This is a genomic window from Pseudomonas sp. DWP3-1-2 (genome assembly GCF_049896285.1).
Classification (GTDB): domain Bacteria; phylum Pseudomonadota; class Gammaproteobacteria; order Pseudomonadales; family Pseudomonadaceae; genus Aquipseudomonas.
The window spans coordinates 96,476-119,857 of sequence record NZ_JAFCTZ010000003.1 but is presented as its reverse complement, the minus strand read 5'-3'; the positions used below and the strand labels follow the sequence as shown (position 1 = coordinate 119,857).

The following is a 23,382-nucleotide window of genomic DNA, read 5'->3' as shown; positions in this document are numbered from 1 at the left end:
ATCCAGTGAGCCGTTTTCATCACTTCGCGTGACAGACAGGAAAAGCACCTTAATCGTCTCGCCAAAGGACTCCTGAATGTCAGCCCGCCCCAGCCGTGTCTCTCCCCTCGCCCGTTCCTTGCGGCGCATTCTGTTCGGCGCCAGCCTGTCGTTGAGCTCGCTGCCTCTGGTGCAAGCCGCCGAGGTGGTCAGCAAGCCGTATCACATCGCTCCCAGCGCGCTGGAGACCGCACTGAACCAGTTCGGCCGAGAGGCGGGTGTGCTGATTTCCTTTGGCTCGCACCTCACCAACGGCTTGCAAAGTCGCGGCCTGGAGGGCCAATACACACCGGAACAAGGCTTGGCGGCACTGCTCGAAGGCACTGGTTTGCAAGCCAGGGCCGACGGCCAGGATGGATTCACCTTGCAACCGGTGGACGTTGCGCAAACCAACGGCCCCGTGGAGCTGGAACCCTCCACGGTGGTGGGCGACTGGCTCGGTGAAGCTCAGCAGATCAACGTTTTCGAACATCCCGGCGCACGGGACGTGATCCGTCGCGACGAATTCGAGCGCTCCGGTGCCACCACCGCCCGGGAAGTGCTCAATCGCATTCCCGGTGTCAACGCGCCGGAAAACAATGGCACCGGCAGCCATGATATGGCGCTGAACTTTGGAATTCGTGGCCTCAACCCGCGTCTGGCGTCACGCTCGACGGTGTTGATGGATGGCATCCCGGTGCCTTTCGCACCCTATGGTCAGCCGCAGTTGTCATTCGCACCGATCAGCATGGGCAACATGGATGCCGTGGACGTGGTGCGGGGTGGCGGTGCCGTGCGTTATGGCCCGCAAAACGTGGGCGGTATCGTCAATTTCGTGACCCGGGCGATCCCTGACGCGCCGACTGTCAAAGGTGGTTTTCAAACCGAAACCAGCCCATCGTCCAGCCATGACGGCTTCAAGACCACCGGCAATCTGCTGGCCGGCGGCACAGCCGACAATGGCCTGGGCGGCGCGATTCTGTATTCCGGGGTACGCGGCGGTGACTGGCGTGAACACAGTGATACGCAGATCGACGACCTGATCCTCAAGGGCAAATACCAGATCGACGACGCCAACAGCCTCAACGCCATGGCGCAGTATTACGAAGGTGAAGCGGACATGCCAGGCGGTCTGAGCGTTGCCGATTACAACGCCGATCCGTATCAATCCACGCGCCCCAAGGACAAATTCTGGGGCCGTCGTACGCTGGTCAATTTCGGCTACCGCTACGAACAGGATGCGCGGGTGTTCACCGCCAACACCTTCTTCACCAAGACCTTGCGCAGCGGTTATCTGGATCAAGGCAGCTTTGTCTCGCTGTCCCCACGCGAGTACTGGGTACGCGGGCTGGAAACCCGGTTTTCCCAGGGCTTCGCACTGGGCGATAGCTGGAACGAAATCGGTGTGGGTTATCGCTACATCAACGAAGCAGGCCACGAGTTGCGCTACCGCACGCCGACCACGTCCGATGAGCTGCCCTCCACTGCCAGCCGCAACGACCGTGATACACGCGGCTCCACCGAAGCCCATGCAATCTACATCGACGATCGCATCGATATCGGCAAGTGGACGTTCACGCCCGGCATTCGCTACGAGATGATCGACTCTGCGCAAAGCAACAACCTGACCCAGGTCAAGTATCAGGGCGACTACCGCACTGCCCTGCCCGCGCTGAACGTGCTGTATCACCTCACGGATACCTGGAACCTGTATGCCAACACCGAAGGTTCGTTCGGCAGCGTGCAATACAGCCAGATGCCTAACCGCGTTGCCGGTGGTGAAGTGAAACCTGAAAAAGCCCGAACCTGGGAGCTGGGCACGCGCTACGACAATGGCCACTTGCGGGCCGAGATTGGCGCTTTCCTGATCAACTTCGACAACCAGTATGAAAGCAACCAGACCAACGACACCGTGATCGCCCGGGGGGAAACCCGTCATCAGGGGATCGAGACCAGCATTAACTATGCGCTGAACGGTTTGAGCCCTGCGCTGGCCGGTTTCGATGTGTACGCCACCTATGCGTATGTGGACGCCAGTATCCGCGAAGACGGCCCGAACAAAGGCAACCGCGTGCCGTTCTCGTCACGGCACAAGGGCACATTGGGCGTGGCGTATACCGAGGGTCCATGGAAGCTGAATCTGGACAGCTCGTATCAAAGCGACCAGTTCGCCGACAACGCCAACACCTCGGCTGAAAGCGCCGACGGCAGCACCGGCAAGATCCCGGGCTACATGCTGTTCAGCACCCGCGCCGGCTACGATTTCGGTCCGCAACTCAACGACCTGAACGTCGCAGTCGGGGTGAAGAACATCCTCAACCACGAATACTTCACCCGCTCGTTCGACGACAACAACAAAGGCAAATACGTCGGCGAACCGCGCACGGTTTATGTGCAGACGTCAGTGGCGTTCTAGCAACGCGAGGCAGCGATAGCGGTGTATCTGATTCACCGCCATCGCGGCCGTCGTAACCTCCGAGCGCTCCTACAGGAGATCGCTTGACCCTCGTCTGCGCCTTAACCATCGAATCGCGAGCAAGCTCGCTCCTACAGAAAGCGTGGCAGGTCAGGGGATACGCTTCAAAGTCCAAAACAAGGAGATTATTTTTTTGCAGCGAAATATTTCTTTCGCAAATGGGGTTGAATTGTTCCTGCCTCGGCGCCAACACTGTGATTGAGCGCAGACGAAATGAACCTCTAAACCGGTCGTGTCGTCCGATCTCATACGAGCAAGCCTTATAAGGGAAGAACTATGCAAATCCAGGTCAATTGCGATAACCACATCGAAAGCAGTATTCGACTGGAGGAGTGGGTACGTACCACTGTTGAAAGCACGCTCGAACGCTATGACGAAGATCTGACTCGCGTAGAAGTGCACATCCGCGATGAAAACGGTGACAAGCCCGGCCCGCACGACATGCGCTGCCAAATGGAAGCACGTCCGAAAGGTCATCAACCTATTTCCGTCACCCACAAGGCTGACACGCTGGACCAGGCTGTAGATGGCGCTGCCATAAAACTCGACCATGCCCTTGAACACCTGTTTGGCAAACTGCGCACCAAACGTCCGGGCGCTCCCGTGATCAACGAAGCAGAAGAGGAATCGGTAAACCCGGACGCCCTGCTGCAAGAAGAATTTCTCGAAAAAGAGCAGGCCAAAGATACCGCCTTGCTCGGATAACCCAGACCGCTGGCTGAGGCATTCAGCAACACGATAAAGAAGGGCGGGGTCGCGAAAACGACCCCGCCCTCTTTCGTTCAAGGTCCGATTATTGTGAGGCTTTGATCCACACCAGAAGGTCCGTGCTCGAACCTTGATCGGCAGGTTGTTGGCCACGGTACCGTCGCTGATGGCCAATACCGCACGCCGACCTGAACAGAGTCCTGCGCCCCACTAAGCGCCAAAAACCGCACGTCCAGCGCTGTAATGGTGCCTGACGGGGTCGTACCCGAACGCTTGCACCCACAGCACATCGCCCTACAACTTGATCCCCATTGCCACCCGTCGAATGACAGGGTCACCGTCGAACGGCTCTCACGCTGCAAATGGCTGCCGTCGGTCAGGGTGATGTCGCGCCTGTTTCGCGTATGGGTGCGCTGATCGACCTTCCAGAGCGCCACCTGGGCATATCGGGTTCCGGTCGGCTCAAACTCTCGACTCGGAATAGATGGCCCGAACCATGCAATGTTGTTTTGCAGCAACGCACCTGCACGCTGGCCATGCGCTTACTGTCCGTATTGCTGGAGACGCGCAAACCGGAACGATTTCACTGTAAGTGTGATCGCTGAGGCCCCGTGTTCAGACCTCACAGCAAGTGCAGGAAATTTCCCGTCAATCCACACTGAAACCGAGAACTAAAATGCCAAAAGTCGAGTCAACTTATGCAGCCCCCTAGAGCAGGTAGTCGATAATGGACAATCCTTTTCAACAGATCACCGACGTTTTCCACCCGGACTATCGCGTGAACCTGAGCATACAAGGGCTCGACGGCAGCATCATGCTGACCCTGTCCAATGAAACCGGCGTTGTCGCCAAACGCCTGATCAGTGCTGCCCAGCGCAACGATCCCAAGCGCCTGAGCCGTCTGATCGAAAGCATTCAGTTCGGCATCGCCATCGAGCAGGGCCATAGCGCGATAGAGATCCTTGCTGCCATGACCGATGGCGACCTCAAGCAACTGCCACCGCCACCGGTTCGCAACACCTGGCTGCGTGATCGCCCAAGACTGGCGGCCAACGTTTGATGGCGTGTCATCACCGCCGTAATGATGGGCAAGATTCAGACATTCACCGATCACCCGACTCAGGCCCTGCAGCTGATTAGCTTCGGCGGGCCTGAACAGCGTCGGGTTCCCGCCGGACTTCGGCGGGTGAGTTCCAAGACCACTGCAAACCGGTTTTTCATCAATTGTATCTCGAGCCTTAACCTTCCTTTCTTTAAGGCTCGAAGTCACACAACGCGAATCAACTCGTGCAGATCAGTCAGACGTCAGCTTTTTCCTTTACCGACGGGTATCGTGAAGAGGAATACCTGACGACAAGAATGGAAAACGCCAGCAACAATACGCCCCCACACACGTAAATAATCCCTAAATCGGGCGGGTTATGATGTGATACATCGCTGATCAACAGTCTGATTAATGCCGTCACCCCGATATAGAGCAAAAACCGGAGCGGCATATGGTTGGTTTTAAAATAGATACCGCTCATTGCCAGCAATTCAAGGTAAATGAAGAGCAATAAAATATCGTCGACGCTGATTTTTTCCTGCCCCAACATGCCTATAAAGGCACTGACTGCCGCCCAGACGGTAATGGCGGCGATACCAAACAGTGCCAGGTAATGAAAGGTTTCCACCACCAGATTACCGATTGAATCAGCCCCGTTATGCAGGCTTTTGCGCAGCCTTTCAGCCCATTGAATTTCACTCATCGCTCACCACCGTCAATCAAAAAAATATAAACGTCATGACCGCCGCATACGCGGTAATCGTGCCGATTCCGAACAGCATGGCCATGAACGTTTACACGCCGTTTTTCGGTCCACTTCAGCCCTGACATGTCGATCACATCCTGTAAAAAAATCAGCAACACCTCCAGATCGAATGATGCTGCGTGTGCGTGACACTTTGATTTGCCTCAATACCTAGCAGGAACGAGGCCATCAAGGGGCGTCCCCGATAATTTTCCGGAGCGAGACGAGCCCTGTAGGAGAATGCCCTGGCTAGGGTTGAGAGTGTGGCGGGCGGTCGCAAGGCACATGGATAGCCAAAAAAGATGCATGAATGCCACTATTCAGCACGGGAAAAATCGCCTATGCTCTGCACTGTATAAAAACACAGTGATTACTGATGGCAACGGCTGTAAAAGCGTGCAGTGTGGTGAATGGCATTCGACAGCACTTTTTTGCACTAGGCTCTGTACGAAAATCGGCGAGCGCAGCCGCTTTCCGTACAGAGCCTGGCCTTTGGCCAGAGCATGAATCACCAGGCGGCATGATTCCCCTTCCAACACTGGATATGACGACGAGGCCAAAATGGCTGTTGAAACCCTTTACCGCAGTACCCGCGATTTGGAGACTACGTTCGTGGACCGAAAACTCGCCGATGCCCATGACCAGATGCTTGAGCTGGCAGAGCTCCTTACTGACGTGTTGATGAAAAACGTGCCGGGTCTTTCCGAACAGCATGCTGAAGATGCAAGCATCTACATGGCAAAAAATCGGGCAGTGTTCGCGGCCGCGTTCAAGAATAATGCGTCAGCCTTGAGTGAACTTTCGGCCCCGGCAGACGTAAAAAGCTAGACGGCGGTCTACCACGACTGGCGTTTTCGACCCTTGCGTTGCGACATTGTGTTCCTGGGGCTCCAGAGGATCGGAGCCGGACGATCGATACCGCCCCCGTTCGTACCAACGGCAGTGCAAACCTCGACGTCTTCTGATCTGATGCCGTCAAAGCGAACGAGGTAAGGGTCACCTATCAATGAGCAACGACGCGTCAGCAGTAAGAGCTTTGGCATCTCTGTCTCGCCAGGAATTGGAAGCCGAGGTATTGCGACTTCGCAGCGTCGTTCAGGCTGCTGGCATTGACCCGCAGTGGCAAGGTGAATCCCGGGCCCGTTCCGCGGATGTAAATCGCACCCGTCAGTCAGGTTCAGACACCCCCCCTTCGCCACAAGCCGAAACTCGCGACGCCCGGCATCAAGCACCCCGTACGGAGACAAAGGCAACGACCTCAAACCGGGAAATCCCTGCGTCTGAAAATCGGGCGCTGCCAGTCGTCAGCAGTGAGGACCGCAAGCGTGCGATTTTCGAGAGTGCTACCGACGTCGCACTGATTGTGACCAACCCTTCCGGGATCATTACCGACTGGAATTCCGGCGCCACCCTCGTGCTGGGCTGGTCGGCCGAGGAGATGGTGGGCCAGACTGCAGAACGCCTCTTCACGCCAGATGACCGGGCCATTGGGCAGGTCGAACAGGAGATGCTGCTGGCCCTTCATGACGGGCGCGCAGCGGACGAGCGGTGGCACCTGCGTAAGCACCTCAACCCGTTCTGGGCGTCCGGGGAGATGGTGCCGCTCTACGGCGAAGGTAACGTGCACCTTGGCTTTTTGAAGATTCTGCGCGACCGCACCCATCAGCGCCTGGAAGGCATCGCGATTGAAGAAACCCAGGAGCGTTATCGACTGGCCGCCAAGGCAACCAGCGATACGATCTGGGACTGGGATTTGCAAGCCAATCAGGTACTTTGGAATGAGGCGCTGCAGCATGCTTACGGCTATCCCCTCGCCTCAGTCGATACGACGGGCGAATGGTGGCTCTCACAGATCCACCCGGATGATCGAGCCCGTGTGGACGCCTCTATCCACGGTGTAATCGACGGAACCGGTACCACCTGGTCGGAGGAGTACCGTTTCAAGCGCCTGGACGGTAGCTACGCCAATGTGCTGGATCGTGGACACGTGATACGCAATGCCGACGGTCAGGCTGTGCGCATGATCGGCGCGATGCTCGACATGTCACGGATGCTCAAGGCAGAGACCGCACTGCGTAACAGTGAAGAGCGTTTCAGGACCATCCTGGAAACGGTTGAATCCGCATTCGCCATTGTCCAGGTGAAATTCGACGCAGACGACAAGCCGATTGACTATCGATTTGTCGAGGCCAACCCAGCCTTCGAACATCAGGCTGGCGTCAATCTGCGTGGCAAGTGGGTCACCGAGTTCGCGCCTAACCTGGAGCCTTTCTGGTTTGAAACCTACGGACACGTTGCCAAGACCGGGGAGCGCGCCACGTTTGAAAATTACGCCGAGGCCTTCAAGCGCTGGTTCGACGTGCGGGCGGTCCGGGTGGGTGATCCGGCGGACAGGCAGATTGCGATCATTTTCAGCGACGTCACGGAACGTCGCAATGCGCAGGAACGCCTGAGAGTCAGCGAAGCACTTGCGCGCCAGAACGTGGAGCGCGTCCAACTGGCCCTCGCCGCAGGTGCGATCATCGGCACCTGGCATTGGGACCTGCTCAACGACCGCTTTACCATCGACGAAGCCTTTGCCCGTGCGTTTGGTCTTGATCCGGTCCTGGAGCTTGAAGGCCTTAGCCTCGAACAAGTCATCATGTCCGTTCATCCCGAAGACAAAGACGGGTTGAAAGCCGCGATCGACGACGCCCTCAACAAAGGTGGGGCCTATGCGCACCAGTACCGAGTGCGCCGGGCTGATGGGCTCTATTACTGGATAGAGGCGAACGGACGCGTGGATCGCACCGAGGATGGCACCCCTCTTAGCCTGCCGGGCGTGCTCATTGACGTCGAAAGCCGGCGCTCCGTGGAGGCTGAGCGCGACCGCGCGACCGCGGCGCTGCGCAACCTCAATGAAACACTGGAACAACGTGTGGCTGACCGGACCTTCGAGCTGATGCAAGCCGAGGAGAAGCTGCGCCAATCCCAGAAAATGGAAGCCGTTGGCCAATTGACCGGCGGCCTGGCCCATGACTTCAATAACCTTTTGGCAGGTATCTCCGGCGCCCTGGAGCTTATTCACATGCGCATCACCCAGGGCCGCTGGCAGGAGACCGAGAAATACATCACCACCGCTCAAGGCGCGGCAATGCGCGCTGCCTCGCTGACTCACCGCCTTCTGGCGTTCTCCCGAAGACAGACGCTAGATCCGCGGTCCACCGACGTCAACGTACTGATAGAGGGCATGCGCGAACTTATCCAGCGCACCGTTGGCCCCAGCATCACGATCGAAACGTTCGGGGCGCCGGATATCTGGTCAACGCTCGTCGATCCGAGCCAACTTGAAAATGCGTTGCTCAACCTGTGCATCAACGCACGTGATGCGATGCCCCACGGCGGCCGCATCTGCGTCGAGACGGCGAACGAATGGGTCGATCATGACGCGTCCAGGGCCTTCGATATGCCCGAGGGTGAGTATGTGTCCCTCACCGTCACTGACACCGGCACAGGCATGACGCCGGATGTCATCGCCAAAGCCTTTGACCCTTTTTTCACCACCAAACCCATTGGTCAAGGAACAGGTCTGGGCCTGTCAATGATCTATGGGTTCGCCAAGCAGTCCGGTGGGCAGGTGCGCATCTACTCTCAAGTTGGCCAGGGCACAACAATCTGCATCCGTTTGCCTCGTTACCATGGAAGCGCCCTGGAGGATAAACGCGAGGAGAACAAGGCCTCGGCCGCGCCAGCCCGGCCTGGAGAAACCATTCTGATTGTCGATGATGAACCGACGGTCCGGATGCTGTTGATGGACGTCTTGAGCGATCTCAATTACACCCTCATTGAGGCCGGTGACAGCATCGCCGGACTTAACGTGCTCCGATCCGATGTACGCATTGACCTGCTCATCACTGACGTGGGCCTGCCCGGCGGCATGAACGGTCGGCAAATGGCTGATGCAGGTCGGGAAGTGAGGCCGGGGCTGAAAACGCTGTTTATCACGGGCTACGCAGAAAACGCCGCCATCGGCGATGACCATTTCGGGCCGGACACCCGCGTACTGACCAAACCGTTTGTGATCGACAAGCTCGTGGCTCACGTGCGTGAACTCATCCGGGCCTGAACAGCAGCGATCATTTCAGTCCAACGGCAACGTCACCTTCACTTCCAGCCCTCCACCTTGTCGATTGCGCAACGTCAGCGACCCGCCATGCTCAAGTACCGTCGCCCGGGCCGCTGGAAGGCCCAGCCCGACGCCGCCGGTGTGTTTGTTACGTGAGCCTTCAATGCGGTAGAAGGGAGTAAACACCTGCTCCTGATGCTCAAGGGCAATCCCCGGTCCGCGATCTACCACGCCGATTTCGACCCATGCCCCGGCGGTTTTCAATCGAACCCCCGGCGCTTGTCCGTATTTGATGGCGTTATCCACCAGGTTGGTGAGTGCTCGCTTGATACCGATAGGCCGGCCAACATAGACAAAGCGGCTCGGCCCTTCGAAAGAAACCTCGACGCCCGCGTCCTTGAAATCATCGACAACCGTAAGCAGCAGTTCAGCCAGGTCGAACGCAGTGGCCGGTTCAAGCCGTGCATCATCCCGAAAAAACTCCAGCGCGCTGTTCACCATCGCCTGCATCTCATCCACGTCCCGGAACAATTTGGATTGCTGTTCGGCATCGTCAATGAACTCCCCGCGCAGCCGCATGCGCGTCAGCGGCGCACGCAAGTCGTGGGAAATGGCAGCCAGCATTTGCGTGCGGTCATTGAGGAAATGCTGAATCTGCGCCTGCATGGCATTGAACGCCAGAATCGCCTGACGGATTTCGTGTGGCCCCACCACCTGAATGGGAGGCGCCCGGAAATCCTTGCCAAAACGGCGGGCCCCTTCGGCAAAACGTTCCAGCGGCGTTGCCAGATGACGGGTTGCGATCAGCACCACCACAAAGGTCGATAAAAGCGCCAGGACAATCACGATCAGATTGCGCTGGACGGGGTCCAGCCCCCACTTGCGCGTTGCTACCGAAAACTGCACCCAAGAGCCATCGGCCAACTGGATCATCAACGCATAGGGTCGGTCGACCTGATCCACAGCCCAATCGTCGGGCTCGTAAGCCTCAATCTTTGCATCAGGCAACTCCGCTAACGCTCGCAGCAACTGCTGGCCATCATCGAAGCCCAGATCATCGATCTCGGGTAGATACCCGTCTTCACGGCGTGGTAGCCACTGAATGTTGAATACCTTGTCACTGGCGGCTTGCGCAATTCCCCTACGCTGATCGACAGACGCGGCGTTGATAATGCGCGTGATGACGGCAACCTTTTCCATCAAGCCGGTTTCCAGAATGGGCGGCCGGGCCCAGACACCCGCCAGCAGGCTGAACGCACCATTCAAGGCCAGCCAGGTCAGCATCGCGAGCAGCGTGGTCAGGGCAATCCAGCGCGCCACTGTGTCGTGGGGCCGCTGAAATCGGGCTCGCAGTCCGGACCACACACTCATCGTTTCACCACGGAGGGACTGAAAAGATAGCCGCCATTGCGGATCGTGCGAATCATCGGCTCGCTGTGGATATCAGACTCCAGCTTGCGCCGTAGCCTGCTGACCTGCACATCGACGCTGCGATCAAAGGCGTCGTAAGCCTCTCCACGGGCCAGATCCAGCAACTGTTGCCGCGTGAGGACGCGTCGCGGGTGTTGGGCAAATACCAGCAGCAGCTCGAACTCCCCGGTAGACAAAGGGATCATGACTTTTTCCGGGGAGCGCAATTCGCGGCGGGTCACATCCAGTTGCCACTGCGCGAATTCCAGAATGGCGCGGGACGAGTCACCTGCAACGGTTGCGGCCTCCCCGGTGCGCCGGAGCACGGCGCGCACTCGGGCCAGCAGTTCCCGCGCGTCGAAAGGTTTGGTCAGGTAATCGTCGGCCCCCAGCTCCAGGCCCACAACCCGGTCGCTCAGCTCACCCATGGCGGTCAACATGATCACCGCGATGGCATGTCTGGCGCGCAGCTGTTGGCAGAGCACCAGCCCGCTTTCTCCGGGAAGCATCACATCCAGGATGATAATGTCCGGCAAACGCCTTTCCACGGCCCGCCACATGGAAGGGCCATCGACGGCAACTTCCACGCTGTAGCCGTGTTGCTCAAGGAATTTTTGCAACAGGGCGAGGACTTCAACATCATCGTCGACCAGTAATAAATGACTCACAGTGGACTCGCTGCCGGTATCAATTCGCAAGTGCGTATATAAAATCATTCCCGGCGTTACGTCATATATTTCAACTCGGCAATAAAACTACGGGCGGGCAATAAAGCGGAAATCTTCGGGCAAAAAAGCGCAGGCAGCATGCCCGCAGTCCTTGCCGAGATGACCTTGCATGCCAACTATCAAATGCGCTTCGCCCGTTGTTCGCTCCACGCTTGCCGGTTTTGTTGTGGTGCTTGCCAGCGGATGCGCCAGCGCGCCGCCTACACTGCCCGGCCCCTGTGACAACGTCGGCTACACCCTTCATGACCCGGCCGAGTCGGTCAACCGCGGCATCTTTGCGTTCAACCGCACGGTCGATGATTACGCCCTGACCCCGGTTGCCAAGGGTTACCTGCACCTGCCGGACTTTTTTCAGGCCGGGGTTCACAACTTCGTCGCCAACTTCGGCGAGCCCAAGGTGTTCATCAATGACGTGCTGCAAGGCAACGGTGAGCGCTCGGTGACCACCTTCGGCCGCTTCGTCATCAACACCACGGTAGGTATCGTCGGGTTGATCGACGTGTCGGGCAAGATGGGCATGGCACGACACACCTCTGACTTCGGCCAGACCTTCGGCGTGTGGAATATCGCCAACGGGCCTATCGTCGAGTTGCCGTTGTTCGGCACCCACAACCTCAGGGATGCCACGGGCAAACTGGTGAGCTTTGTGGTCGACCCCCTGGGCAGCAACAGCGATACGGTCAACACCCTGGGCACCATCAATACCGTGGGCGGCATCGTCGACGGTCGTGCCGAGCTATTGCCGGTCACTGACCAACTGCGTAAACAACCGGATTACTACCTGGCACTGCGCGACACCGTGGCGCAAAAGCGCGCCAATTTTGTGATGGAAGGCAAGTCAGGCGCCGTCACCCCGGCCCGTTCCAACTGCCCCAGCGGTGAGCCTCATGCCGAGTAGAAGCAATGCCTTGGTGCTTCACCGCCGAACAAGGGCCCCCGACCGGACGTCGTTGCACTGCCGCGAAATCGAATTGAGCCTTACCGACGATGGTCAACACGTGATGCTGAGCCGCTACATCGAGTTGTACGGCGACGAACACACGGCCTGGTGCTCGATTCGCCACCATCGCGTGCCCCTGACCCGCATGATCCGCTGGATGATCAACAATGGGGAAGGAATCCAGGTTTAGCGGGGAGGCTGATGGAGCGCCCAAGCGGCGCTCCATCGGCGGATCGCATCGTCAGACTCGGTGTGTCAGATGTCGGCCTTCTCCAACGCATCCACCAACGCCTGAAAGAACCGCGCCGCTTCAGCTCCGGTGACCGCCCGATGATCGAAGGTCAGGGACAGCGGCAGCACCGGGTGCACCACGACTTCGCCATTGACCGCCACCGGTTCGTCACGGATCGCGCCCGCACCGAGGATTGCCACCTGTGGCGGCACCACAACCGGGTTGGCATAGCGTCCGAACAGGGTGCCGAAATTGGACAGCGTCAGGGTCGCGCCCATCATTTCCTTCGCGGGAATCGAACGGGCTTTGACGTCCGCGCGTAACCGGCCCATGCCTTCCTTCAAGTCGGCGGGTTCGCGATTGCCCACGTCCCGCAGCACTGGCACGAACAAACCGTCGGGCGTGTCCACGGCAATCCCCAGATCAAGCTGTTGATGCTGTTTGATGGACAAGGATTTGCCGTCGAACCCACTGTTGAGCACCGGCTCCACCTTGCAGGCCGCTGCCATGGCCTTACCCAGCCGGATCAATGGGTCCCGGGCTTGCGGCCAGCGATGCAGGTCGGCATCGCCATAAATCGTCACCGGCACGACTTCCGCGTGGGACCTGGCCATGTTCAGCGCCATGCTGCGCCGCACGCCACGCAGCTTTTCGCCGCCAAAACGATCGCGATCGGCCTGCGCAGCGCTTTCGACATCAGCCCGGGTAATAAGGCCGTCATTCCCCGAACCACCCAATGCGCTGAGGTCTACACCCAACTGCCGAGCCAATTGACGTACGGAAGGTGTCGCCCTGGCAGCAAGATGCTCACGAGTCGACGGCGCCGCGCCGACGAAAAACCGGTCCTCCTGACTGCCGCCGCCTTCGAGACGACCGACCACTGTACCGGCATCGCCCTCGCCTTCGAAGGCCATCAAGGGGTCGCCCACGTGGAGGATATCGCCGTCGCCGCCGTAGACCTTGGCGACCACACCGTCATAAGGCGAAGGAATATCGACGATCGCCTTGGCCGTCTCCACCGACACCACCCGTTGATCCGCCTTGACGGTATCGCCCGCCTTGACGTGCCACTGGACGATTTCCGCTTCCTGCAAGCCTTCGCCCAGATCGGGCAGTCTGAAATATTTCATCGCACGTCTCCTGAATCCGGGGGCCGTCAGGCGAAATTGAGCGTTTGATCGCAGGCATGAAGGATGTCTTGCACGCCGGGGATGTACAGCGACTCCAGTCGGTACAACGGCGGCGGAATATCCGGGGCGGTGACCCGCACAATGGGCGCCTGCAAATCCAGCAAGGCCCGTTCATAGAGGCTGGCGGCGATCTCCGCGCCGACACCACAAGAGCGCGGCGCTTCATGGACGATCACGCAGCGACCGGTCTTGCGTACCGAGGCCTCAAGGGTGTCCAGATCCAGCGGCTTGATGCAGGCAACATCGATCACTTCCGCCGAAATGCCCCGGTCGCCCAGCGCTGCGGCGGCCTGCAAGGTTTCGTGCACGCTCGCCCCCCAACTGATCAGGGTGATATCGCTGCCTTCGCGCAGGGTAAAGCAGGTATCCAGCGGCAGCCGTTTACCGTCATCGAGCAACGGCTGCGGGTTCATGCGGTACAACCGTGTCGGTTCCAGGAAGATCACCGGATCAGGATCGTCGATGGCTGCCAGCAGCAAGCCGTAGGCCCGCGCCGGTGAGGAGGGAATCACCACCCGCAGACCGGGGATGTGGGCAAACAACGCTTCGGTGCTTTCGCTGTGATGTTCCGGCGCGCGTATGCCTGCGCCCATGGGCGAGCGCATGACCATCGGGCAACTCAAGCGTCCACGGGTGCGATTGCGCAGGCGGCTGGCGTGGGACACAAGGTGTTCCATGGCGGCGTAGATGAAGCCCATGAACTGGATCTCCACCACCGGCTTCATGCCTTGTGCGGCCATGCCGATGACCAGTCCGCCCAGCATGGTTTCCGCCAGTGGCGAATCAATCACACGCTTGAATCCAAAGCTGTCGCGTAACCCTTGAGTGGCGCGGAACACTCCGCCATTGACGCCCACGTCCTCACCCAGCACCACGACGTTTTCGTCTTCGGCCATGGCCCGATGCAGCGCCAGATTGACCGCTTCCAGCAGGCTGACTTTTTCACCGGTCATGATGTTCACCTCCCGCGCGCCGTGCCACCCGCTCCAGAAACCACTCACGTTGCTCGGCCAATGCCGCTGGCCATTGGGCGTAGACGTGATCGATCACGGATTCAGGGGCCTGAATACCGGCCGCCTCGAACGCATCGACGGCCTGTTGCACCTGCGCCTGACAGTGCGCGATAAGCGCCTGTTCGCGGCCTTCGTCCCAGACGCCCTGGCTGGCCATGAACGATTGCAGGCGTTTGACCGGTTCCTCCAGCCAGGCCTGCTTCACTTCTTCAGCCGAACGGTAACGCGTGGCATCATCAGCCGTGGTGTGATCGCCGAGCCGGTAACTCAGGCATTCCAGCAGCACCGGCCCTTTGCCTTTGCGCGCACGCTCAAGGGCAGTCTGCATGCGCTCGTAAACGGCGAGGATGTCATTGCCGTCGACCTGCTCGCCGTGAAAACCCGCACCCATGGCTTTCTGCGCCAGCGTGGGCGCGCCGCATTGAATGCGCCGAGGCACGGAAATCGCCCACTGATTGTTGTTGATGACAAACACCACCGGCAGTTGCCAGGCGCCGGCCACATTCAGCGCTTCGAGAAAATCACCCTTGCTGGTCGCGCCGTCGCCGCATGTGGTGACGGCAACCCGATGTTCGCCGCGAATCTTGAACGCACTGGCGACGCCGCAGGCATGCAGCGCCTGAGTGGCAATCGGCACGCAAAGGGGGAAATCCTGAGCGACGGCAGGTTCGGCAAAGTCACTGCCGCGCTCATCGCCGCCCCAATACAGCAGGATTTCTTCCATGCGCACGCCCCGCATGAGCTGCACGGCGGTGTCGCGGTAATAAGGAATGAGCACGTCCTCAGGCTGCATGAGGCTGCCAATGGCCACACCTATGGCTTCCTGACCGAGCGTGGGCGCGTAAGTCCCGATGCGCCCGGTGCGTTGCAACGCCACGGCTTTCTGGTCGAAAAGCCGGGTCAGGACCATTTGCCGATAGAGCCGGGTCAGCAGGTTGAAATCGTCAGCCCAGGGCGGCAGCTCCCCCGTCGGATGTCCATCGGGCGCCAGGTAACGGGTATACGAAATATCGAAGGGTTTGCCGGGCATTGCCTACTCCTCCACGCGGGGTATGCGTGTTACGCAAAAACTCGCAGCTTGTGGCGGCGAGGTTTCAAGCGTCGGCGTTCACCGGGTCTGGTGTGGGCCGACGTCCAGAAGGTGCTCCGCCAGCATGTCAGCGACCCGCGCAGGTGAGCGCTTTTCCGCCTGTGCGTGAGCGAAGACCTCAGTCAATCGTTGTCCGATTTGGGCAAGATGGGCCGTGATGGTGCCCAGCGTCTCCCCGCGATGCTGCAGGGCCACGTAAATCAGGCCACCGGAATTGATCACATAATCCGGCGCATAAAGAATGCCGCGATTCTCCAACTGGTCGGCGACCTGCAGGCTGGTCAGTTGATTGTTGGCCGCCCCCGCCACGGCTGCGCAACGCAACTGCGCGACACTCAGGCTATTGAGCACCCCGCCCAGCCCGCACGGCGCGAGGATGTCACACGGCGTACTGAGCAGCGCTTCACAGGCAATCGGGTGAGCGCCGAACTGTTCCATGGCGAGCTGCACGCGACCGCTGTCCAGATCGCTGACCAGCAAGTCTGCCCCCGCAGCGTGGAGCTGTTCGGCCAAGGCGTACCCCACATGGCCCAGGCCCTGAACCGCTATACGCAACCCTTCCAGATTATCGCTGCCCAGACGCGCCATCGCCGTGGTACGGATCCCGGCAAAAACGCCCATGGCGGTATGCGACGAAGGATCACCGGCTTCGGTGGTGCTGGTGACATGCTGGGTGTACTGCGCAATGCAATCCATATCGGCGCTGGACGTGCCGCTGTCCACCGCCGTGATATAGCGGCCGCCAAGGCTCTCGATGAAGCGTCCGAAGGATTCAAACAACGCAGCACGATCAGGGACGTGGGCGGGACGCATGATCACCGCTTTGCCGCCGCCTTGCGGTAGGCCGGCAAGCACGGCTTTGTAACTCATGTTTTTCGCCAGGCGAACAGCGTCCTCGATGGCGCTGTCTTCATCTGGATAAGCGAGGTAACGACAGCCCCCCAAAGCGGGACCGCGCTGGCAATTGTCGAGGGCGATAACGGCCTTCAGGCCGGTTTCAGGATCGACGACCATGTGCAGGGATTCAATGCGTGAACTGTGCATGAGAGCGAACATCAGTGGTGCTCCCGATTTGTTTTTGTAAGGCGATTATAGGCGATGCCGGGAAAAACGATTGACCGCTGATGCATGCCGACAAAACACATCCACTCTTTGATTCGTCACTGGACGAAATATGCAGCGGGGGCTAAAACAGGTCATCACTGCCCACATTCCATTTGCCTGGAGCCTGTCGGAGAGGTCGATGACGCCACGTCAGCATTGTCTGTCTTGCCTGCAGCAAAGCCCGAGCGATGTATTCGAGGCCGCCTTGTGGGTCTCGGCCGAACATGACCCTCAGTTCCTTCCCCGGCACCTGCACGATGAGATGGATCAATTGCAGCGTCAGGTGAACGCGGCGCTGCCCTCATTGCCGACTTCCGAGCTGGCCCAACCCCTGTTACGCCAGCTCAATGCCCTGGGTTTCGCCCGGGACGACTGGAACCCTGCGAAACCGCAATCGGCGTTATTGCACAAGGTCGTGGAGCGCCGTCGCGGCCAACCCCTGGCGTTGGCGCTCATTGCCCTGGAGATCGCCAGACGGCTGGACATCCACCTTGAGGGCGTCAATTTCCCGGGGCACTTTCTGCTGCGGGTCCCGGGAGCCGATCATTTGCTGGACCCTTGTGGCGGTCGACGGCTTTACCCGCAAGACTGCCGGGAACTGCTGGTGCGTCAGTTCGGGCCAGACATGCAACTGTGCGCTGCACACATGATTCGCGCCACCGACCTGAGCATGCTGCAACGACTGTCGCGCAACCTTCGGCACCTGCACCAACTGAACGACGATGTGATGGCCTCATTGAAAGACGCTGACCGGGTGGTGGAACTGGGTCAGGCGACCACCGGGGATTATCTGGTCCGGGCCGGTCTGTATAACGCTCTGGAATGCCCGCAGGCAGAACGGTTTGATCTGCAGCATGCGTTGCTGTTGAGCGACGATCCCGTTCAGCGCCTGCAAATTACGGAGCGTCTGAGCCAGTTACCGTCGAGCAACGCCATCCATTGAAGTGCCCGCCGAGGCTCTGCCGACTGTTGCCGTAGATGCAACAGTCAATGTCGCAAATCATGGTTTTTAAATGCAGTTGAACACTCTATTCTTGCCGGACTTGAGCAGTCATTCACTGGCAGCGCACTTAATCTTTATGTACCGAATCAACCAGCACTGGCACGTTGATATCCTTTCAAAGGATAACGTGCCGGAGCGCGAGGTGTATCGACGTTGATTTTATAGCTCCTGAATCCACGTCTTGTTTAGCCGCTGTTAATACAGCGGCTTTTTTTTGGCCTGCACCACAGCCTATGGCTTTGCGCCACTACACCTTGGATTTTAGTTTACCGGGCAGGTTCTCGGGTTTTATCTCGCCATTCTTGATCCGCTTGTTAAGGGCCAGTGTTCCGTAGGTATCACCTGTGGATGCAAACACTTGCAGATTCTTGATGACGTGCACGGTCTTGATGTAATCCGGCAGTAACAGCTTCGCGTACTTGTCCCCTCCCAGTACTTGTTTCTGCATATCATCGATTCGTTTGGCGAAAAACTCCAAGGCATTTATCTTGATGTCGGGATGTTTGATAGTGCCGTCCTTGTCGAATTCCATTGCCGCACGTCCCATCAAATCCGCCGTCAGATTATCCACCAGCCCGAACGCCAACAGCTGTTTGCCAACGTTCCCGAGCACCTCGGGGCTGACATCCTCGGCATCGAACCCTTTAAACAGTGGCTTGAGTTTGCTTTGTTCCATGGCAATGGTATTGAGCGCAACAGGGTTTTCACCAACCTCAAGCAGAATGCGTTTAGTGTCGGCACTGGCACTTTTGGTCGTGAGGTCTTCCGACCTTTTCTTGATGATGACTTGCGGCATTTCACCCACCCGATTAATCATTCCCATCGTCTTGCTCCTTTTATTTTCGAATAGCGACATCGAACCTATCGGAACCAAACCGGATGACTGAATGGTAAAAACGATGTTCCGCAAAAATCCATACATAAACTACGGCACTACTAGAATATTCCTACAGCAAATCAAGAATCTTCTTTATATTCACCTTTCAAACTTTAGCCACGGTCAAAGCGACTGCATTGATTCAAGTGTTCGCATTAAAGAAAACCGATCAACGCTGATCGGTTTCCTTCTTTTAATTGAGACTTTTTTGCTCACCCTTTATGTTTCTGCAGGTTAGCCATCATCTCCTTTAACGCCTCAAGGTTATCCTGAGGATGCGCAGCGTCCTGGAAGTCATTGATGGTTTGCCAATGCCGGGCAACATCCTCTGGGCTGAACCCTTCATGAGGATCAAAGCCCGCGCCGAGGCTTCGTTCCCAACGGACTTTTCCAATCCAGCCGCCGCCCACTTCAAACAAGCCGGCGCTGTCCTGGCAGTGTTCGCTGCCCAGGTAGACGACCAGGGGGCTGATCAGTTCAGGCTTGAGCAACTCGAAGACATCAGCCGGGATCAGCCCTTCAGTCATGCGCGTACCGCCGGTTGGGGCGATGGCATTGACCAGAATGTTGTTCTTGCGCCCTTCCAGGGCCAGACAGCGAGTGAGGCCGTAAAGGCCCAGCTTGGCCATGGCGTAATTGGATTGACCGAAGTTGCCATAGATACCGGAGGTCGATGATGTGAAAATCACGCGACCATAGTTCTGCTCGCGCAAGTAAGGCCAGGCCGCGTGTGTCACCTTGTAGGCCCCTTCGACATGCACGCGGTAAACCAGATCCCAATCCGCGTCCTCCATCTTGGCGAAGGATTTGTCCCGCAGAATCCCGGCATTGTTCACCACCACATCAATACGGCCGAACGCATCCAGGGCGTTCTGTACGATTTTGTCGCCATCGGTGACCGAGTCGTGGTTGGCCACCGCTGTGCCACCGGCTTTGCGAATCTCGCTGACCACTTGATCGGCAGCCGATGCATTGGCGCCTTCTCCATGGGCAGAACCGCCAAGGTCGTTAACCACCACGCGCGCGCCATGGCGGGCGAACAGCAACGCGTGAGCGCGGCCCAACCCACCGCCGGCACCGGTGACGATCACTACTTTGTCTTCAAAACGGACGGGCTCACTCATGATTAACTCCTGGAAAAAGGGACAGCGACGTCTCAGTGTCGTCCACCCGACTTCCGGTCACAATCAACCCGATCCCCACTGAATAGTGCCCGATAATGCAGCGCCATGAGGGTCGCTTTGAGCCGCGCCCAGGGTTTCTCGAAATGCCAGATAGTGGCGAAGGACCAATACGGGTGCTTCGAGCTGGGGGTAATGACCGATGCCCGGCAGCAGAACGCTGTCGGCGTCCGGGATCAACTGCCGGTAACGCTCGACCATGTGCGCGCCCGAAATGGGATCAACCGCGCCGTCAATGACGCGCATGGGCACGCCTCCAGCTTGCATGGCCGCCACCCAGCGTTCCCGGTGCTCGACACGCTCAGGGATATAGCGAATGAGACGGTGAAAAATGCGCGTGCCCTTATTGGCAGCAATGAGGCCCCAGAGATCATCCAGCTCGCTTTCACTGGGTCGGGTATCGGGCCCGAATATCTCGCTGAAGCTCTTGTCCAGACTGCCTCGACTGAACAGGCGACTGAACACCCACCCAAGAGGGCTCAACAACAGTTTTTGCGCCAAGACCTTGCGGTGGGTTTCCGGAAACAGGCCGCCATTGAGAAAGACGCAACTGGCCATGGCAAAGCGGCCTTCAAGATGCCGCGCCAACAGTTCCTGAGCCACGCTGTCGCCGTAATTATGGGCAAGCACATGAACCGGCCTGTCCTGCCCAAGGCGCTGCAACAAGGCTTGTTGCAAGTCGGCCTGTTCGATGAGGCTGTATTGATGACGCAGCGGTTTGGCGGAATCGCCGAAGCCGAGCATGTCACAGGCAATGACCCGATAACGGTTCGCCAACGGTTGCCAGAGGAAGTTCCAGTCCCAACTGGCGGTGGGGAAACCATGAATCAGCAGCAAGGGCTCACCCTCGCCTGCGGTCCAATAGCGAACGGCATGCCCGTTGAATCTGAACGTCTGTCCACGGGTGCGCCAGATACGCAGCGGTATTTCGGTCAGAGGCATCAGTGTTTATAACTCGAGTCGGTCAGGTCCAGCTTGCGCAACAACGCAGGCCAGGCCAACACGCCGCCCATGCCCTGAGCACTCCTGGTGACCCCGGCAAGCATGGCCTTGGCCCCCGCCAGAATCTGCCCGTCAATGGCAATCAACTGCGCCCCTCCCCCTTGGGCCAGCACCTGGATTTCGCAGGCGCGCTGGAAGATAAACATCATCAGGAAGGTATCGGCAATGCTGGCCGAACAGGTCAGCAGGCCGTGGTTGTGCAGCATCAAGAAGTTGGTTTGACCCAGGTCAGCCTGCAGGCGAGCTTTCTCCTCGTGATTGAGGGCGACGCCTTCGTACGGGTGATAAGACAGACTCGACAGGACAAACAGCGATTGCTGACTGATGGGCAGGATCCCCTGTCGCTGGGCCGATACCGCCACGCCCGCAGCAGTGTGCGTGTGCAACACGCACGCGACGTCATGGCGAACCGCATGAATGGCGCTGTGAATGGTGAAGCCCGCGGGGTTGATCTCGTACGGACTGTCCATCAGCTTATTGCCAGCCTGGTCAATCTTGACGAGGCTCGAGGCGGTGATCTCGTGAAACATCAAACCGTAAGGATTGATCAGAAAATCGTCAGTGCCCGGCACCTTGGCAGAAATGTGGGTAAAAATCAGATCGTCCCAGCCGTGCATCGCCACCAGACGATAGCAGGCGGCAAGATCGACGCGAGTCTGCCATTCAGCGGGGCTGACCTGATCTTTTACATCAAGGGGTGCATCGGGACTGTGCAGGACATGGTCAGGGTTCACGGGGGTTTCCTCGGCATTGAGCGTGCTTTTGACGCTGAGCTTAGTCCCCCCCTGAAAAACCGTTGCAGACATCGACGCCACATTGACGGCCAAAAAGGCCAATCGGGTTTTCTATCCGTTCAGCCGTTCGACGAAACGCGCCAGCCAGGGCTCGGCGTCGGCTTCAGGCGTCACGCTTTCACTGGCATCCAGACGCAGCATCTCCTGAACTTCGACGACACCCAGCTCCGCGAACAACTCACGGACCTGTTCGCCACCGGCGCAGAACGTGTCGCCATAACTGGCATCCCCCAGGCCAATGACACCACCGGGCAAGCCACGCCAGGCGGCAGGCAAGGAATCGCGGATCTGCGAATAGAGCGGCTGGATGTTATCGGGCAGCTCGCCCATACCGGTGGTCGACGTCACGAACAGAAGCGCCTGGGGGGCAAAGCCCTGCAGCGCTTCGAACGTCACGCGCGAGTCCTGCAGAACGTCGTGGCCGGCGTCGCGCAGGATTTTTCCGGCGTGTCGGGCGACCTCTTCAGCCGATCCATAGACAGAACCGGAAACGATGGCGACTTTCATGAATCATCCTGTATCAGCGTAAAAACGTAGGACATTATGCCCCAAGCCAATGCATGACCTAGAATGCAGTATTGCCTCGCTTCGGAAAAACTTCATGATCAACGCAAAACTGCTGCAACTGGTGGTGGACGCTTCCAATGACGGCATTGTCGTCGCCGAGCAGGAAGGCGAAGACAATATTCTGATTTATGCAAACAAGGCATTCGAAGCCCTGACCGGCTATCCGGTGGACGACATCCTCTATCAGGATTGCCGCTTCCTGCAGGGTGATGACCGACACCAGCCAGCCCTGCAAGCCATTCGCGAGGCGGTACACAACGGCCAGCCTTGCCGGCAAATCCTGCGTAATTATCGCAAGGACGGCTCGGTGTTCTGGAACGAGTTATCGATTACGCCGGTGCTGAACGAGGCGGACCAGCTGACTTATTTCATCGGTATTCAAAAAAACGTCACCCAACAGGTCGAAGCTCAACAACGTGTTCTGGAACTGGAAGCCGAGCTGGCGCTGGCGAAGAGAGAAATCGCCGCGCTAAAAAATGGCGAAAGTGCAACATAATGTTGAATTTATGGTCTGCTCATTCAATAACCGGTTTTTTCGAGCGTTGTCATGCCCCACGAAACCCTTCTCACTCAGGCTGAGCTGGAATTTATCCAGAACATGCAGCACAACCCTCAGTTGAACGAGCGAGATCCGACGCGAAGTTTGATGGTGAACGGCGGCGTGCAGATTCAGGAGTTGCTCACCCGTCTGGCGGCCCACGAACAAGTGACGATCCAGGCGCAGTTTGCCAATCAACAGATGACGTTCCCGTTGCATCTGGTGGAGGACGAGTTCCACGCCCTGCACCTGGAACTGGGTGCGCCGAGCATCTTTGAAGAAGGGCCGAGGATACGCCCATGGCGCCTGGTTCTGCAGGACCCCATGCCGCTGGAAACCGAAAAAGGCACGCTGACGTCGTTATGGGTTCATGAGGTGTCGTTCAAAGGCATACTGCTGGAAAACCGCAGGCCGACCAAACCACCGAAAAACTTTTCCGCGTGGTTCGCACCCGCCGGGCAAGCGCCCATTGCGTTGCGAGGTACTTTCGAACGGCTCACTGAATCCGGGCTTGCCGCGTATCGCCTGAGCCAGCGCAACAAGGAAGACACCGAGCGGCTACGCCAGTACATCCTTCAGGAACACCGACGCCTCTATCCTACGGTGCATCGTTAAT

22 protein-coding genes are annotated in these 23,382 nt (G+C 58.4%); 10 read left to right on the top strand and 12 right to left on the bottom strand.

Annotated features, from left to right (window positions below):
* Positions 1-76 precede the first annotated feature (76 nt).
* The 3 genes from fecA to ACP7B0_RS09465 all read left to right on the top strand — a co-directional run bounded on the left by fecA (position 77) and on the right by ACP7B0_RS09465 (position 4,262).
* Entirely contained in the window at positions 77-2,434 is a 2,358-nt protein-coding gene (fecA, locus tag ACP7B0_RS09475; RefSeq protein WP_426141004.1) for a TonB-dependent Fe(3+) dicitrate receptor FecA, read from the top strand.
* Positions 2,435-2,770: 336 nt separating this feature from the next.
* Positions 2,771-3,199 (top strand): HPF/RaiA family ribosome-associated protein, encoded by a 429-nt coding sequence (locus tag ACP7B0_RS09470; protein WP_426141003.1) that lies wholly within the window; start codon positions 2,771-2,773, stop codon positions 3,197-3,199.
* A gap of 730 nt (positions 3,200-3,929) precedes the next feature.
* Complete coding sequence (locus ACP7B0_RS09465) at positions 3,930-4,262, top strand: DUF3509 domain-containing protein (protein WP_426141002.1); 333 nt, start codon at positions 3,930-3,932, stop codon at positions 4,260-4,262.
* A gap of 238 nt (positions 4,263-4,500) precedes the next feature.
* Here the strand turns inward: ACP7B0_RS09465 and ACP7B0_RS09460 are convergent, their stop codons facing one another.
* The gene (locus ACP7B0_RS09460; protein ID WP_426141001.1) at positions 4,501-4,950 is read right to left on the bottom strand and encodes a phosphate-starvation-inducible protein PsiE; all 450 of its coding nucleotides are present in this window, start codon (positions 4,948-4,950) and stop codon (positions 4,501-4,503) included.
* Positions 4,951-5,553: 603 nt separating this feature from the next.
* Here ACP7B0_RS09460 and ACP7B0_RS09455 point away from each other — a divergent pair.
* Together ACP7B0_RS09455 and ACP7B0_RS09450 are read left to right on the top strand one after the other, a co-directional pair.
* The gene (locus ACP7B0_RS09455) at positions 5,554-5,820 is read left to right on the top strand and encodes a YebG family protein (RefSeq protein ID WP_426141000.1); all 267 of its coding nucleotides are present in this window, start codon (positions 5,554-5,556) and stop codon (positions 5,818-5,820) included.
* 178 nt (positions 5,821-5,998) lie between these two features.
* A complete protein-coding gene (locus ACP7B0_RS09450; protein WP_426140999.1) occupies positions 5,999-9,097 on the top strand; it encodes a PAS domain-containing protein in 3,099 nt (1,032 codons plus the stop codon).
* 15 nt (positions 9,098-9,112) lie between these two features.
* Here ACP7B0_RS09450 and ACP7B0_RS09445 read toward each other — a convergent pair whose 3' ends face one another.
* Positions 9,113-10,468 carry a sensor histidine kinase gene (locus tag ACP7B0_RS09445; RefSeq protein WP_426140998.1) on the bottom strand — a complete coding sequence of 452 codons (1,356 nt, stop codon included), beginning with the start codon at positions 10,466-10,468 and terminating at the stop codon, positions 9,113-9,115.
* Positions 10,465-11,175 (bottom strand): response regulator, encoded by a 711-nt coding sequence (locus ACP7B0_RS09440; protein ID WP_426140997.1) that lies wholly within the window; start codon positions 11,173-11,175, stop codon positions 10,465-10,467. Before ACP7B0_RS09440 ends, ACP7B0_RS09445 begins: the two co-directional genes overlap by 4 nt.
* Before the next feature lie 169 nt (positions 11,176-11,344).
* On the opposite strand from ACP7B0_RS09440, the gene ACP7B0_RS09435 reads away from it, so the two are divergent.
* Positions 11,345-12,133, top strand: a complete 789-nt coding sequence (locus ACP7B0_RS09435) for an MlaA family lipoprotein (RefSeq protein WP_426140996.1) — start codon at positions 11,345-11,347, stop codon at positions 12,131-12,133.
* 73 nt (positions 12,134-12,206) lie between these two features.
* The gene (locus tag ACP7B0_RS09430) at positions 12,207-12,365 is read left to right on the top strand and encodes a hypothetical protein (RefSeq protein WP_426140995.1); all 159 of its coding nucleotides are present in this window, start codon (positions 12,207-12,209) and stop codon (positions 12,363-12,365) included.
* Positions 12,366-12,430: 65 nt separating this feature from the next.
* Here ACP7B0_RS09430 and ACP7B0_RS09425 read toward each other — a convergent pair whose 3' ends face one another.
* The 4 genes from ACP7B0_RS09425 to ACP7B0_RS09410 all read right to left on the bottom strand — a co-directional run bounded on the left by ACP7B0_RS09425 (position 12,431) and on the right by ACP7B0_RS09410 (position 16,756).
* Positions 12,431-13,537: a dihydrolipoamide acetyltransferase family protein gene (locus ACP7B0_RS09425; RefSeq protein WP_426140994.1), complete on the bottom strand. Its 1,107-nt coding sequence runs from the start codon at positions 13,535-13,537 to the stop codon at positions 12,431-12,433.
* A 26-nt stretch (positions 13,538-13,563) separates the two neighbouring features.
* Positions 13,564-14,550 carry an alpha-ketoacid dehydrogenase subunit beta gene (locus tag ACP7B0_RS09420; RefSeq protein WP_426140993.1) on the bottom strand — a complete coding sequence of 329 codons (987 nt, stop codon included), beginning with the start codon at positions 14,548-14,550 and terminating at the stop codon, positions 13,564-13,566.
* Positions 14,540-15,640: a pyruvate dehydrogenase (acetyl-transferring) E1 component subunit alpha gene (gene pdhA / locus ACP7B0_RS09415; protein ID WP_426140991.1), complete on the bottom strand. Its 1,101-nt coding sequence runs from the start codon at positions 15,638-15,640 to the stop codon at positions 14,540-14,542. Before pdhA ends, ACP7B0_RS09420 begins: the two co-directional genes overlap by 11 nt.
* 78 nt (positions 15,641-15,718) lie before the next feature.
* Positions 15,719-16,756, bottom strand: a complete 1,038-nt coding sequence (locus ACP7B0_RS09410) for a Glu/Leu/Phe/Val dehydrogenase dimerization domain-containing protein (RefSeq protein WP_426140990.1) — start codon at positions 16,754-16,756, stop codon at positions 15,719-15,721.
* 187 nt (positions 16,757-16,943) lie between these two features.
* Here ACP7B0_RS09410 and ACP7B0_RS09405 point away from each other — a divergent pair, with 187 nt between their 5' ends.
* Positions 16,944-17,747, top strand: coding sequence for a SirB1 family protein (locus ACP7B0_RS09405; protein WP_426140989.1), 804 nt, complete (start codon positions 16,944-16,946; stop codon positions 17,745-17,747).
* A 307-nt stretch (positions 17,748-18,054) separates the two neighbouring features.
* On the opposite strand, the gene ACP7B0_RS09400 is transcribed toward ACP7B0_RS09405, so the two are convergent.
* From ACP7B0_RS09400 to ACP7B0_RS09380, 5 genes are all read right to left on the bottom strand, one after another.
* The gene (locus ACP7B0_RS09400) at positions 18,055-18,630 is read right to left on the bottom strand and encodes a hypothetical protein (RefSeq protein WP_426140988.1); all 576 of its coding nucleotides are present in this window, start codon (positions 18,628-18,630) and stop codon (positions 18,055-18,057) included.
* A 266-nt stretch (positions 18,631-18,896) separates the two neighbouring features.
* On the bottom strand, positions 18,897-19,808 hold the full coding sequence (locus ACP7B0_RS09395; protein ID WP_426140987.1) for an SDR family oxidoreductase: 912 nt from the start codon (positions 19,806-19,808) through the stop codon (positions 18,897-18,899).
* A gap of 63 nt (positions 19,809-19,871) precedes the next feature.
* The gene (locus ACP7B0_RS09390; RefSeq protein ID WP_426140986.1) at positions 19,872-20,807 is read right to left on the bottom strand and encodes an alpha/beta fold hydrolase; all 936 of its coding nucleotides are present in this window, start codon (positions 20,805-20,807) and stop codon (positions 19,872-19,874) included.
* Positions 20,807-21,601, bottom strand: a complete 795-nt coding sequence (locus ACP7B0_RS09385; protein ID WP_426141543.1) for a class II aldolase/adducin family protein — start codon at positions 21,599-21,601, stop codon at positions 20,807-20,809. Before ACP7B0_RS09385 ends, ACP7B0_RS09390 begins: the two co-directional genes overlap by 1 nt.
* Before the next feature lie 111 nt (positions 21,602-21,712).
* Positions 21,713-22,168, bottom strand: coding sequence for a flavodoxin (locus ACP7B0_RS09380; RefSeq protein WP_426140985.1), 456 nt, complete (start codon positions 22,166-22,168; stop codon positions 21,713-21,715).
* Positions 22,169-22,262: 94 nt separating this feature from the next.
* On the opposite strand from ACP7B0_RS09380, the gene ACP7B0_RS09375 reads away from it, so the two are divergent.
* Both ACP7B0_RS09375 and ACP7B0_RS09370 read left to right on the top strand, forming a co-directional pair.
* Entirely contained in the window at positions 22,263-22,724 is a 462-nt protein-coding gene (locus ACP7B0_RS09375) for a PAS domain-containing protein (protein WP_426140984.1), read from the top strand.
* A 51-nt stretch (positions 22,725-22,775) separates the two neighbouring features.
* Positions 22,776-23,381 (top strand): hypothetical protein, encoded by a 606-nt coding sequence (locus ACP7B0_RS09370; RefSeq protein WP_426140983.1) that lies wholly within the window; start codon positions 22,776-22,778, stop codon positions 23,379-23,381.
* The last annotated feature ends 1 nt before the right edge of the window (position 23,382 follow it).